Annotated in this window: 10 protein-coding genes and 2 pseudogenes; 10 read left to right on the top strand and 2 right to left on the bottom strand. The window is 60.9% G+C overall.

The window, feature by feature from the left end; genetic code table 11:
• The 9 genes and pseudogenes from TU81_RS26515 (at window position 1) to TU81_RS26555 (ending at window position 10,002) form a co-directional block, all read left to right on the top strand.
• On the top strand, window positions 1-918 hold the full coding sequence (locus TU81_RS26515) for an ABC transporter substrate-binding protein (protein WP_048397381.1): 918 nt from the start codon (window positions 1-3) through the stop codon (window positions 916-918).
• Window positions 919-925: 7 nt separating this feature from the next.
• Window positions 926-2,137 carry an MFS transporter gene (locus TU81_RS26520; RefSeq protein ID WP_048397465.1) on the top strand — a complete coding sequence of 404 codons (1,212 nt, stop codon included), beginning with the start codon at window positions 926-928 and terminating at the stop codon, window positions 2,135-2,137.
• 7 nt (window positions 2,138-2,144) lie between these two features.
• On the top strand, window positions 2,145-2,801 hold the full coding sequence (locus tag TU81_RS26525) for an HAD family hydrolase (protein ID WP_082157886.1): 657 nt from the start codon (window positions 2,145-2,147) through the stop codon (window positions 2,799-2,801).
• Between the two features lie 60 nt (window positions 2,802-2,861).
• Window positions 2,862-3,764, top strand: a complete 903-nt coding sequence (locus tag TU81_RS26530; RefSeq protein ID WP_048397385.1) for a LysR family transcriptional regulator — start codon at window positions 2,862-2,864, stop codon at window positions 3,762-3,764.
• A gap of 131 nt (window positions 3,765-3,895) precedes the next feature.
• Window positions 3,896-4,522 (top strand): glutathione S-transferase family protein, encoded by a 627-nt coding sequence (locus TU81_RS26535; protein WP_048397466.1) that lies wholly within the window; start codon window positions 3,896-3,898, stop codon window positions 4,520-4,522.
• 63 nt (window positions 4,523-4,585) lie between these two features.
• Window positions 4,586-5,539: pseudogene (locus tag TU81_RS26540) on the top strand (pyridoxamine 5'-phosphate oxidase family protein); the annotation flags it as partial.
• Between the two features lie 403 nt (window positions 5,540-5,942).
• A pseudogene (locus tag TU81_RS26545) lies at window positions 5,943-6,317 on the top strand (DUF6124 family protein).
• Window positions 6,318-6,689: 372 nt separating this feature from the next.
• On the top strand, window positions 6,690-7,883 hold the full coding sequence (locus TU81_RS26550) for a DUF3142 domain-containing protein (RefSeq protein ID WP_048397389.1): 1,194 nt from the start codon (window positions 6,690-6,692) through the stop codon (window positions 7,881-7,883).
• On the top strand, window positions 7,870-10,002 hold the full coding sequence (locus TU81_RS26555; RefSeq protein ID WP_048397391.1) for a hypothetical protein: 2,133 nt from the start codon (window positions 7,870-7,872) through the stop codon (window positions 10,000-10,002). The genes TU81_RS26550 and TU81_RS26555 overlap by 14 nt, the downstream gene beginning before the upstream one ends.
• A 17-nt stretch (window positions 10,003-10,019) precedes the next feature.
• Here TU81_RS26555 and TU81_RS26560 read toward each other — a convergent pair whose 3' ends face one another.
• Window positions 10,020-10,649, bottom strand: a complete 630-nt coding sequence (locus TU81_RS26560; RefSeq protein ID WP_048397393.1) for a LysE family translocator — start codon at window positions 10,647-10,649, stop codon at window positions 10,020-10,022.
• A gap of 145 nt (window positions 10,650-10,794) precedes the next feature.
• Here TU81_RS26560 and TU81_RS26565 point away from each other — a divergent pair, with 145 nt between their 5' ends.
• A complete protein-coding gene (locus tag TU81_RS26565) occupies window positions 10,795-11,268 on the top strand; it encodes an Lrp/AsnC family transcriptional regulator (protein ID WP_048397395.1) in 474 nt (157 codons plus the stop codon).
• Window positions 11,269-11,422: 154 nt separating this feature from the next.
• On the opposite strand, the gene lpdA is transcribed toward TU81_RS26565, so the two are convergent.
• Window positions 11,423-12,823 (bottom strand): dihydrolipoyl dehydrogenase, encoded by a 1,401-nt coding sequence (gene lpdA, locus TU81_RS26570; RefSeq protein ID WP_048397397.1) that lies wholly within the window; start codon window positions 12,821-12,823, stop codon window positions 11,423-11,425.
• Window positions 12,824-12,929 lie beyond the last annotated feature (106 nt).

A 12,929-nucleotide genomic window follows, 5' to 3' on the forward strand; every position in this document is an offset into this window, starting at 1 on the left:
ATGAACGAGCTTATTGCGATCAGCTCCATGGAAAACGCCGAACTGGCCGAGTTCGTCGACGGCATTGCTGCTCACGTCGGTATACCCGTGCGCCTTACCCGTTGGTCAACCGCCGAACTGGTCGAGCGTTTGCGCAGCGACACCGCCGGGTCGTGGGATCTATTGCTGGGCACGGCGGCCACCGCGTTGCTGGACCCGGCACTGGCGTCGCTATTGATGCCCCTCGACAACCTGGACGTTTCGGCCTTGCCTCCCTCGGCGGTTGCGCAAGACCGACGCTGGTTCAGCCCATCCGGTTTTGTACCGGCGTTCTGTTACGACCCGCACGTGTTGGCAGCGCAAGGTCTTGCGCCGCCCACAACGTGGGAAGCCCTCTGTGCCGCGCACTGGTCGGGGCGCCTTGCGTTGCCGGATCCGGCGCGCTCGGGCGCAGGCTATCTGCACCTGAGTGCGCTCCTTGAGCGTTACGGTGACGGCGCCTGGGACATGCTCGACACGATTGCCCGGTTGCAGCCGTCAATCAGCGGTTCGTCCACTGCGCCGATCGAGGCTGTGCTTGCCAGTCAGGCGTGGCTGGGGGTGACCGTGTCAACGGCAGCTACCCGGGCCGCCCAGGAACATCCTTCGCTACGCTGGTGCGTGCCCGATGATGCGCGCTGCTACGAGTATGAAGTGTTCGGTTGTCGTGCCGGTTCGGCAAAGGCTGTGCAGGCACAGCAAGCGCTCGGCTGGATGCTCACACCCGCGGCGGCGGCGATCAGTCGCCGCTTCGGCAAAGTGGTGTTGGGCGGTGTTTCGGGTGGCGAACTGAAGGTCAGCGACTTGCAGGCGCTGGATGCGCAAAAGGCCAGTCAGGCGAAGATTGCCCGTTGCGCGCAGTGGCATTCCCTCTTTGCTGAACGAGTGCTCGATGAGTGAGCTGCCTATGACTGACACCACACGCAACGACTGGCCCGTACCCGTCGACGGACACCCTTGGGGCATCTACCTGATGTTCGGGCTCTTCGGCGCCCAACAAGGCATGTTGGGTCCGATCATGCCTTTTTTGCGCGGTGAACTCGGGCTGGACCTGCGCTGGACCGGTTTGCATTTTGCCGCCTATGCGTTGGGCCTGGCCTTGGTCGGCTTTCCGTATCGCTGGCTGGAGCGACGTTCGTTATCCATCGGCATGGGGCAAATCGCGATTGCTTCGATCGTGGTTGCCAGCGGTTTGTTCAGCTTGGCCAACTACCTGCCGATGACGCTTCTTGCCGCGATGTTGATGGGGTTGTCGGGTGGGTTGGTCATGGCGGTTGGCCAAGCCATGCTCGGCGCTCGCTATCAGGAACAAGCAGCGGCAAAACTGGTGGCGGCCCATGTGGTGGCGGGTCTTTGCGTGCTGGGCGGCGCCTTGCTGGTGGGCGGCGCGACGGCCGTCGATTGGTCTTGGCGGGTGGCGCCACTGGTCGTTGCAGTGTGTGCGGTCCTGCTGGTGGTGGTGTCGCGCACGGCGTATCGAATGGACGCGGGGTCGCCACATGACGCTCGGCTTGTGCAGGGCAAGAATAGCCTGCCCCTTGGACGACGGTTGCAGCTGAGCCTGTGGGCGTTGGTAATCCTGGGGATTTCGGCGGAATGGGGCGTCGGTTTCTGGGGCGCCGAGTACATGAAAACCCATGTGCAGATCAGCGCCTCGGCAGCGGCGACCTTGATGAGTGTGTATTTCGCGGGTACGGTCTGCGGTCGCCTGGCCAGCAGCTATGCGTTGCGCGCAATCAGACCGCTGACGCTGCTGGTGGCGGTAATGCTGGGGGCGATCGCCACGTTGTTGGTGTTGTACTTCACGCAAGAGCGATGGGCCACGGCGGCTTTCACCTTTGTACTGGGTGCCTGCCTGGGCAATTTTTTCCCGCTGATCCTGGGCTCGGCGATGAGCATCGCGCCCCGCGCCAGTTCCGCGCTCAGTACCCAGGCATCGCAAGCGGTGGGGGTGGCGTTGTTGCTGGCGCCGTTTCTGCTCGGCCTGCTCTCGGAACGGATAGGCGTAGAAGCCGCCTTCAGTTTGTTGATTGTGTACCCCATTCTCATGTTGCCGGTTGTGCTGGGGTTGCGCGGCGCGTTATCCACAGGCAATGCGGCTGTTATTCGACAGGAGTAAGTGTCAATTGGTTATCTCTGCACTGTTGTTCGACCTGGATGGCACCCTCATCGATACCGATGAGTTACACCTCAATGCTTACAATCAGTTGTTGGCGCGCTGGGACCGCTCGATGGACATCAGCTATTACAAAGCAAAAGTCATGGGCTTTCCGGACGACATGATCTTCGGCGGGTTGTTTCCCGATATGCCCGTAGAACAATACGCGGCACTGGCGGCGGAAAAAGAGAGAATGTTCCGCGATCAATTGGGTGAAACCCATCCTGTGCCCGGGGTGCTGCGCATTCTTGACTATGCCGACGCCGCCAACATTCCCGTGGCTGTGGTGACCAATGCCCCGCGTGAAAATGCAGCGGCCATGCTGAGCGGAATGGGGATTGCCAACCGCTTCAAGACGTTGGTGATTGGTGGCGAACTGGCACGCGGCAAACCGCATCCGATGCCGTACCTCACCGCCCTGGAAATACTCGGTGTCGGGGCGGGTGATGCGATTGCCTTCGAAGACTCGCTGGCCGGTGTGCAATCGGCTTCGGCGGCCGGCATCCATACCTTTGGCATGCTGGCCGGGCTGCAAGAAAACCAGCTTCGCGAGGCCGGTGCCCGGAGTATTATCCGGGACTTCAACGATGCTGCCCTGTGGGACTGGATCAAACCCGTCTCTTGATCCATCGTCCCCCGGGTCGAAGTGTGTCGGGTGGCGGCACACGACTGGCCGAGGACACCGATGGACCGATTCCAGGAAATGCAGGTATTCGCCGCCGTCGCCCAGGAGCAAGGCTTCTCGGCGGCGGCGCGGCGTTTGGGGATGTCGGCGGCCAGTGTCACCCGCGCCGTGGCGGCGCTGGAGAAACGCATCGGCACCCAGTTGCTGACACGTACCACCCGCAGCGTGCATTTGAGCGAGGCGGGTCAACGCTACCTGGAAGATTGTCGGAGAATTCTCACCGAGGTGCAGGAAGCCGAGGATTCGGCAGCCGGGAGCCACGCCCAACCCCGTGGGCAACTGACGATCACGGCGCCGGTATTGTTCGGTGATTTGTTCGTTACGCCGGTCATGGTCGGTTACCTGACTCAATTCCCTGACGTCAGCATCAACGCTCTACTGGTCGACCGGGTGGTGAGCATGGTCGAGGAGGGCATCGATGTGGCTGTGCGCATCGGTGAGTTGCCTGACAGCAATCAGCATGCAATTCGCGTGGGCGAAGTGCGGCGGGTGATCTGCGCTTCCCCTGGATTCCTGGCTGACCATGGCCGGCCTCGGCATCCTGCAGATTTGAGCGCAGCCCCGATCATCGCCACCTCGTCCATTGGCCAGCAGAGAAGCTGGCCGTTCCTTGACGCGGGAGAGCCGATCAGCGTTCGTCCGGAACCGCGTCTTGTGGTCACCGCCAATCAGGCGGCTATCACTGCCGCCGCCATGGGGCTGGGACTGACCCGGGTGCTGTCGTATCAAGTGGCGAGCAAGGTCGCCGTCGGTGAGCTGGAAATCGTTTTGTCTGACTTCGAACTGCCGCCATTGCCCATTCATGTGGTCTACCAGGGTGGGCGCAAAGCCCCGGTGCGGGTCCGTAGTTTTGTGGACTTCGCGGTGCAGGTACTGCGCGAACACCCAGCCCTGCACGGATGAAGGGTTATTGCACTGGATGAAATAATGGATTGCGTTTGCTGGTTATTCTGTTGTTTTGGTTGCAGATGGAAGATAGCCCCCTATCGGCGCTGATCTTTCCTGAACGGCGCCACCACCCAGCGGAGTCGACCATGCAAGCCATCAAGCTCTACAACTTCCCCCGTTCCGGCCACGCTCACCGTGTGGAGCTGATGCTGTCGCTGTTGCAACTGCCGGCCGAGCTGATCTTCGTCGATTTGGCCAAGGGCGCGCACAAGCAAGCGGATTTTCTGGCGCTCAACTCGTTTGGTCAGGTTCCGGTGATTGATGATCAAGGCGTGGTGCTGGCCGATTCCAACGCGATCCTGGTTTACCTTGCGCTGAAATACGGCAACGGCCATTGGCTGCCAACCGATCCGGTCGGTGCGGCCAAGGTTCAGCGCTGGTTATCGGTCGCCGCCGGGCCGATTGCCTTTGGCCCGGGCAGGGCAAGGCTGATCACTGTGTTTGGTGCACCTTACAACGCGCAAGAAGTGATCGCTTATGCCCACACCTGGCTCAAAGTGATCGATCAGGAACTGGGCGCAACGCTCTATCTGGTCGGTAGCGAGCCGACCATCGCCGATGTCGCCGCGTACAGCTACATCGCCCATGCACCGGAAGGCAATGTGTCGCTGGATGACTACGCCAACATCCGCGCGTGGCTGGTGCGGATCGAAGCCTTGCCAGGGTTTGTCGGCATGCCGCGCACCGTCGCCGGTTTGCAAAAAACTGCCTGATGCTCACGGCCCGATTCAGTCGGGCCGTGCTTATTGCGCGATGAGCGCAGGGGAGAAACCGTTATGGAACGTTCACCTTGGCACGCAGGCGAGAAACAGTTGCAGGCTCATGTGGGTGTCGCCGAGCGAATGGACGCATTAGGTCGTAGGGTGATTCGCGGCGAGATGCCGGATCAGCACCGCGCGTTCTATCAGCAACTGCCGTTCATGCTGTACGGCGCGGTGGATGCCGACGGCAACCCTTGGGCCAGCATTCTTGAAGGAGCGCCGGGGTTTGCCCATTCTCCAGAGCCAACGCTGCTGCAATTCGGCAGCCTGCCTGGCAACGACGACCCTGCACAATTGCAAGAGGGAGCGGCGATCGGTCTGCTCGGTATCGAACTGCACACCCGACGTCGCAACCGACTCAATGGTCGAGTCGGCGCTGTGACGGCTAGCGGCTTCGCGGTGGAGGTGGAGCAGTCTTTCGGCAATTGCCCGCAATACATTCAATTGCGCCAGTTTCGCTCGGTGCCCCTGGCGGATCCGGCGACCCGTATTACGCAGCACCTCAATGGGCTGGATGGCGCGGCCAAAGCCATGATCACCGGCGCCGATACCTTCTTCGTCGCCAGTTATGTGGACGTCGATGGCCAACGCTCGGTGGACGTTTCTCATCGTGGTGGCCAGGCCGGTTTCGTCCAGGTAGAGGGCAATCGCCTGACCATCCCGGACTTCGCCGGCAACCTGTTCTTCAATACCTTGGGCAACCTGCTGATCAATCCTCGAGCCGGTTTGCTGTTCATCGATTTCGACTCGGGCGACCTGCTGCACCTCAGCGGTCGCACACAAATCATTCTCGAAGGCCCGCAGGTCGAAGCCTTTCAAGGAGCCGAGCGGCTGTGGACATTCGAGGTGGAGCGCGTGGTGCGCCGGCCCGCGGCATTGGCCTTGCGCTGGCGCTTTGACGGCGTGTCCCCCAAAAGTTTGCTGACCGGTACTTGGGCGCAGGCGAATGAGCGCCTGCAAGCTCAGGCTTCAGAGCCTTCGGTGCTCGACCTTTAGAAAAAGATCGCAGCCTTCGGCAGCTCCTACAGTGTGTAAACAAATCCCGCGTAGGAGCTGCCGAAGGCTGCGATCTTTTGATCTTCAGGCAGTCCTACAGAAGATGATTTTGGGGGGATGTTTCCGACAAGTTTTGACGGTTGTCGGTCGGAAATGGGGTGGATAGGCTTTGGGGGTCGCTGCAAATTCAGTGATCGGGTTTGGTCGCCCAGGTTTAGAATGGCGCACTTTTGTGCTTGCTTCATGGCGAGCTGTGCGTGGGAGGGCTTAGGCCCTGCCGGGTTCCATTCCCTGGTCGACCAACCCGCGTACGGTTCGCCACCCTTCTGCTTGGTCGCAGTGTTGGCGAACTCCAGTCCTCGAATGGAGTTTCATCATGTTCAAAGCAACACCGAATCCCCCGGAAACCGACGACGTTTCCCCCTACGAATCCCTCGATTCAAAAAAATTCCACGAAGCCGCTAACCGCGCGCTCGATCACTAGCTCAACCCAGCCGCCCTCAAATCACCCGCGACCCGCAAGCCGAGCACGATGTATATGGTTGCGCCGGATATCAAAGACGAAGATTTGTTGGCCCACACTTGTGAATCGTTGGCCCAGGCCAGTGTAATGGCGAGTGATTTTGCGGGGTATCTGGAAGGGCCGCACCGGCATACGGCGATGGCGATTCAACAGATCGTCATGCTGGCAGAACTGGCGGTGAACCGGATGCTGGATAACGTGGGCGTACCAAAACCTGCGCCCCTGTAGGAGCGAGGCTTGCCCGCGAAGGCGGCCTGACATTCAACATTGATGTTGGCTGATACGCCGCCTTCGCGGGCAAGCCTTAATGCCGGTCAGTTAAGCGAATGAACCGCTTTTCGTAGGAGCCAGGCTTGCCGGCGAAGGCGCTCTTAAGGACGCCTTCGCCGGCAAGCCTGGCTCCTACAGGTCCGATTTACCCTTAACTGACTGGCATTAGGGCAAGCCTCGCTCCTACGGAGTCATGCGTAGGACAGGGATTTCTCTTCCACCGAAAATTCAGGTGATCATTGCCCGCAAGCCAATGGCTGAGTAGGGTAACGAGCAGAGCGACAAAGGGCCTTGAGAGGCCCTTTTTGTATTTCAGGGATAAGGTTTTTCATGGTTTTTTTCACACGCTTGATCGTTTTGCTGGCAGCGGTGTTGCTCAACGGTTGCGAGCGACCGGGCGCACCGCCACTCGATCAGCAACTCTACGTCTGGCAACGCCAATGGACGTCGGCCCATGACGCCGCGCTGCGCGACAGCCGCGCCGATTTCTCGACCTTGCGCGTGCTGGCCTTGCAGGCGTTCCCACAGGCCGGCTGGAGCCGGGCGCGGATCGATCCGGTGCTGCTCAAGCGTGATGGCCGGCCGCTGATTGCGGTGATTCGTCTGGATGGCCAGCTCAAGGGGCTGGATCAGGACGAGGTCACCGCGCACATCCATCAGGTGCTCAGCGATTGGCAAGGGCAGGGGCTGATCCTTTCCGGCGTGGAAATCGACCACGATGCGGGTAACGCCCGGCTACCGGCCTACCGCGAATTCCTCACGCATTTACGTGCTGTTCTGCCGGCGTCCTTGCCTCTGAGCATCACCGCGTTGCCGGCCTGGCTCGACAGCCCTGAATTGCCGGCGTTGCTGGCGACGGTCGACAGCAGCGTATTGCAGGTGCACGCGGTGAGCGATCCACGGCGTGGGCTGTTCGACCCGAATCAGGCACGGCAATGGGCCAGGGCCTGGAGCCGTATCACCTCGAAACCGTTTTATCTGGCGCTGCCGGCTTATGGCGTGGCGTTGTTGTCGGGGGCCAGTGGCGCGCCGATCGTGGAAAGCGAAGTGTCTATCGACCGGGGTGGCGATCGACGGGAGTTGCTGGCGGATCCGCTGCAAGTGAGCAAACTCGGTGCCGAGTTACGCGCCGATCCTCCGGCTCATCTGGCCGGATTGATCTGGTTTCGTCTGCCGCTAGTCAATGATCGCAGGGCCTGGAGCCTGACGACGCTAATCGCTGTGGCGCGTGGCGATACGCTCGACAGCCGCGTGGGGCTGAAGCTCTTGGCGCAGGACGGCCTCTACGACATCGGCGTCAGCAACCAAGGCAACCTCGACAGCGCCTGGCCCGAACGCCTGACATTGGCGGTGCAGGGCTGCGATGGCGCCGATGCATTGGCCGGTTATGCATTGCAACAGCGCCCGGATCTGCTTACCTTCACCCGCCTGCGCGAGGGGCGAATCCCCGCCGGCGGGCAGCGCGCCATCGGTTGGGCACGCTGCGCAACTATTGATCAAGGAGGTTCGAATGTTCACCCGTAACTGGCCCCGCCATATGCTTTGCCTGAGCCTCAGCCTGCCGTTGGGTTCGGCGCTGGCCTGCGGGCCGGACTTCCCCATGCGGCTGCTGGACAACCGTGGCCAGTCGCTGGCGGAACTGCCGGAAGGCAACTTCAACGTCGAGATCAACCGCCTCGGGCACGCCATCGCGGGACTGAAAAATGTCACCGCAGCCACCAACATTCCGGGGGACGGTTACGGCGATGCGCCGGATTACGCGGGGCAACGGAACACCGCCGAACAGGCCGGTCTGACGCCTGAGCAGCAAGCGCTGGTGCAACAGCTGCGCAGCCTGACCGATGCCCGTCAGGTTGAAGAACAAGGTGCGAGCCTGCCGGCCGAGCACATGTTCTATCTGGCGGGTGCCGTGGCGTTCAACGCGGGTGATCACGGTTTGGCCACCGAGTATTTTCAGAAAGTGCTGGCGCTGCCGGCGGATCAACGTGCGTTGCGCAGCACCTGGGCGGCTTACTCGTTGGGGCGGGCACTGTTTGCCATGAGTTCAGAGGCGGGCGCGGGTCCCGACCTGTTGGCTCAATCCCGGAAGGCCTTCGAGCAGACTCGTCAATTGAGTATCGACGGCTTCAGCGACCCTTTGGAGCTGGGTGTTGCCAGCCTCGGCGAAGAAGCGCGAGTGGCCCGCACCGCGGGTGATTGGGATAGCGCCATCGAACTCTACGCGACGCAGAACCTTCACGGTTCGGCGGTGGGCTACAGCTCGTTGAAGTTGTTGATGGCCGATCTGATGACAATGTCCGACGATCGACTGGCCGTATTGCTCAAGGGCAAAGCGGTGCAGCAACTGGTGACGGCGTCGTTGATCAGTCGACTGGGCTGGTCATTCGGTGATCAACCCCCGAACGAACAGAAATTGATCAAACTGCTGCAAAACAGCACCCGCGGCAGCCTGGATAACGCGGATCGCCTGGCGGCGATGAACTATCAGCAGGGCGATTACGCCAGTGCCAAAGCCTTCCTCGAACAGGCCGGTGACGGCGGCCTCGCGTGGTGGCTGCGGGCGAAACTGGCGTTGCGTGATGGCGATAAAAGCGCTGCCGCGGCGGCCTATGCCAAAGCAGCCCAGGCCTTCCCGCAAAACGAATCCTGGGGTGAACGACGGACCCCTGACTGGGATTACGAAACGGTGCAGCCCAAGTGCCGGGTCGACGGCGAAAGCGCAATCCTGGCCCTGCAACGCGGGGATTATCTGCAAGCCTTTGATCAGCTCTATCGCAGCCAAAATATTTACTGGTACGACGCGGCCGCCGTTGCCGAGCGGGTGCTGACCCTCGATGAACTCAAGCAGTACGTCGACACTCAGGTGCCCGCACCGCCGCCGCTCAGCCAGCAAGATCGCGACAATTATGTGCCGTTGCCGGTAGCCGCGAACCTGCGCAATTTGCTCGGGCGGCGCCTGCTGCGTGAAGGGCGTTATGACGAAGCACCGGCTTACTTTGACAGTGTCGACCTGCAGAACAAGGCCAAGGCGTACGGGCAGTTGCGTCAAGAGGCGGACGCTGCCTGGTGGCCGACCAAACGTGCGGCGGCATTGTTCAACGCTGCTTCGACGGCACGCCAATGGGGAATGGACATTCTTGGCTACGAAATGGCCCCGGATTACGCCACATTTGGTGGTAACTACAGCCTTGAGAGCCGTGAGCTAAAGGTCGGCCCGTTAGTGGCCGAAGATGAAGTCCTGCGTCAGCAAGCCAGCGCCGCTCAACCCGATGAGCGCTATCACTATCGTTATGTCGCAACGGCTTTGGCCAGTCGTGCTGCCGATAATCTGCCTCACACCAGCCAGGCTTTTGCGGCGGTGTTGTGTGCGGCGGCGGGGTGGAACACCAGCGTTGAAGAAGAACGTGCGTTCTATCAACGCTATGTGAAAGAAGGCCCGTACGTGGATTGGGCAGAGAACTTCGGTCACCAATGCCCTTATCCAGACTTTGAAAACGCCAGCAAACGTTATGTCACCCAGGCCACCGATGCTACGCGTTCGATGCTGCGGCCCTACAAGAAACCGGTGCAGGTAGGCGCTATTGTGGCGATCACGGCGACGGCTTTGCTGCTAATTAGTCGCCGCCGTCGTAGAGCGCGATAACCCTCAAGCCTCAAGCCTCAAGCCTGCTGCACAAAGGTCAGCCGCACCGCGAAGCCGATCAGCAGGCTGCCGAACAACCACTGCTGCACCCGCTGGGCCGATGGACTGCGTTGCAGCCAGCGGCCCAGTGCGGCGCCGACCAACGCGTAGGCGCTGTCGAACAACAACCCGACACCCACCAGCATCATGCCCAGCGTTGCGAATTGCGCGAGCACTGGGCCGGCGTGCGGATCAATGAACTGCGGCAACAGCACCGAGCAGAACAGCAGCGCCTTGGGGTTGAGCAGGTTCGTCAGCAAACCGCGCTGGATCGCCTCGCGCCAATGCGGTTTTTCAGTTGTGGTGCCTGCACTGTTCAAGCTCGGCAGCATCGTGGTGCGCAGGCACTGAATGCCGATCCACAGCAGGTACGCTGCTCCGACCAGGCGCACCATATCGAAGGTCCAGGGCGCCGTCTTGAATAGCGCCGCCAAACCCAGCGCCGCCAAGGCCACATGACAACCACGCGCCACGCCCAGCCCCAACGCCGTGGCCAGCGCCGCGCCTTTGCCCTGACGTGCGCCGGTCTGCAACAGCAGAATCATGTCCGGGCCGGGCAACAGGTACACCACCGCCAGTGCCATGAAAAACAGCCAGAGTCCTGCCATGTTGCACCCCATTCGTTGTCGATTTGGTGGGATCAGTCTATGGCTGGAGGGCAGGGCAGGTGGTTGCGTAGTCAGCTTCTAAAGCGTCGATATTTGGCATAACCTGCCATTTTATGATGATCGAACCATCGGGATCTGCCAAACCATGAAACTGGACGCCTACGACCGCAAGATTCTCGCGGCGCTGCAACGGGACGGTCGCCTGAGCAACGTGCAATTGGCTGACGAAATCGGTTTGTCCGCCTCGCCCTGTTTGCGTCGGGTACGGATGCTGGAAGAAGCGGGAGTGATTCGCGGCTATCAGGCCAATCTGGATCGAGATGAAGTGGGCCTTGGGCTGACGGTGTTTGTCGGGGTCAAAGTCGAACGACACAACGATGAACAGGCCGAAGCCTTTCGCCTGGCCGTGACGGCATTGCCCGAGGTGATTTCGGCGTTCCTGGTGTCAGGGGAATCAGATTTTCTGCTGCAAGTGGTGGTGCCGGATTTGCGCGCCTATGACCGTTTTCTCACCGGGCGACTGCTGAAATTGCCGGGTGTGAGCGACATCCGCAGCAACTTTGCGATTCACACGGTGAAGACACCGGGGGCACTGCCGTTGGAGCATTTGCCGCCTTAGACCGAGTTAGGATCGTTCCCATGCTCTGCGTGGGAATGCCTCTACGGACGCTCCGCGTTCGGCTCTTGATGTAACGCGGAGCGTCACGGGCTGCATTCCCACGCAGAGCGTGGGAACGATCAAGCGGTAGACCAGCTGCCGCCAATCTCCGGCCCTACATCTGCGTCGCCATTCCCTCCACATCCATTGCCGCCTGACGCAAGGCTTCGGAGCGGGTCGGGTGTGGGTGACAGGTCAGGGCGATGTCTTCGGCCGAGGCACTGAACTCCATGGCTACGCAATATTCGCCAATCATTTCACTGACGCTCGGGCCCACAAGATGCACGCCGAGGACTTCGTCGGTGCGCTCATCGGCCAATACTTTGGCGAAGCCTTCGGTTTCGTGATTGATCTTCGCCCGGCTGTTGGCGGTGAAGGGAAATTTGCCGACCTTGTAGGCGCGACCTTCGGCCTTCAGCTGTTCTTCGGTCTTGCCGACGCTGGCCAGCTCCGGTTTGGTGTAGATCACGCTGGGGATCAGGTCGTAATTGACCTCGCCGGCCTTGCCAACGATTTGCTCGATGCACGCCATGGCTTCGTCTTCGGCCTTGTGGGCGAGCATGGGCCCCGACGTCACATCACCGATCACCCAGACGCCCGCCGCTTCGGTGCGGTGGCCCTTGTTGGCGAGCATGCCGCGTTTGTCCGTGGCGAGGCCGACGTTTTCCAGTCCCAGGCCTTGGGTGTAAGGACGACGACCAATTGCCACCAGCACGTAGTCGGCTTCCAGCAGCTCGGCGGTGCCACCCGCGGCCGGTTCGACGCTGAGCTGAACACCGCTCGCCGATGTCGTGGCGCGGGTGACTTTCGAACTCAACTTGAAGCTGATGCCTTGCTTGCTCAATGAGCGCTGAAGGGTCTTGCCCGCTTCGCCATCTACACCGGGGCAGATCCGGTCGAGAAATTCGACCACCGTCACCTGAGCACCCAGGCGCCGCCATACCGAGCCCAGCTCTAGGCCGATCACCCCGGCACCGATCACCACCAGGTGCTTCGGTACTTCGTTCAGCGACAGGGCGCCCGTGGAGTCGAGGATACGTTTGTTATCGATGTCCACGCCGGGCAGGGGAGTGGGTTCGGAGCCGGTGGCGATAACGATGTCCTTGGCGCTCAGCTCGGTCTTGACGCCCTGGCTGTCGGTCACCGTGACTTTGCCCGGCCCGTCGATGTGGCCCCAGCCCTTGATCCAGTCGACTTTGTTTTTGCGAAACAGAAACTCGATGCCTTTGGTCAGCCCGGTAACGCTTTCATCCTTCTGTTTCATCATTTGAGCAAGGTTGAGAATGGGTTTGACCTCAATCCCCAGGTTGGCGAATTCCGCCCCCATGGCCGCGTCGTAGAGTTCGGAGGCATGCAGCAGCGCCTTGGACGGCATGCAGCCGACATTCAGGCAGGTCCCGCCCAGAGTGGCGCGGCCTTCCACGCACGCCGCTTTCAGACCCAGCTGGCCGGCGCGGATCGCTGCGTTATAACCGCCGGGGCCTGCGCCCAGAATCACGACGTCATAGGTGCTCATAGTGGTACTCCTGGCAAAAGGGACGGGATCGATAAAAGTAGCCTTCGATAAAAATTACGAGCGTAATATGTGCGTTTCGAGCCATTTCGGTCAAGGCTTCAGCTTG

The sequence above is a fragment of the Pseudomonas lini genome (genome assembly GCF_001042905.1).
Taxonomy (GTDB): Bacteria; Pseudomonadota; Gammaproteobacteria; order Pseudomonadales; family Pseudomonadaceae; genus Aquipseudomonas; species Aquipseudomonas lini.

Bases quoted from the DNA above. Each gene is read 5' to 3' on its own strand.
- TU81_RS26515 (WP_048397381.1), top strand. From the start codon at position 1: ATGAACGAGCTTATTGCGATCAGCTCCATGGAAAACGCCGAACTGGCC.
- TU81_RS26520 (WP_048397465.1), top strand. From the start codon at position 926: ATGACTGACACCACACGCAACGACTGGCCCGTACCCGTCGACGGACAC.
- TU81_RS26530 (WP_048397385.1), top strand. From the start codon at position 2,862: ATGGACCGATTCCAGGAAATGCAGGTATTCGCCGCCGTCGCCCAGGAG.
- TU81_RS26535 (WP_048397466.1), top strand. From the start codon at position 3,896: ATGCAAGCCATCAAGCTCTACAACTTCCCCCGTTCCGGCCACGCTCAC.
- TU81_RS26550 (WP_048397389.1), top strand. From the start codon at position 6,690: ATGGTTTTTTTCACACGCTTGATCGTTTTGCTGGCAGCGGTGTTGCTC.
- TU81_RS26555 (WP_048397391.1), top strand. From the start codon at position 7,870: ATGTTCACCCGTAACTGGCCCCGCCATATGCTTTGCCTGAGCCTCAGC.
- TU81_RS26560 (WP_048397393.1), bottom strand. From the start codon at position 10,649: ATGGCAGGACTCTGGCTGTTTTTCATGGCACTGGCGGTGGTGTACCTG.
- TU81_RS26565 (WP_048397395.1), top strand. From the start codon at position 10,795: ATGAAACTGGACGCCTACGACCGCAAGATTCTCGCGGCGCTGCAACGG.
- lpdA (WP_048397397.1), bottom strand. From the start codon at position 12,823: ATGAGCACCTATGACGTCGTGATTCTGGGCGCAGGCCCCGGCGGTTAT.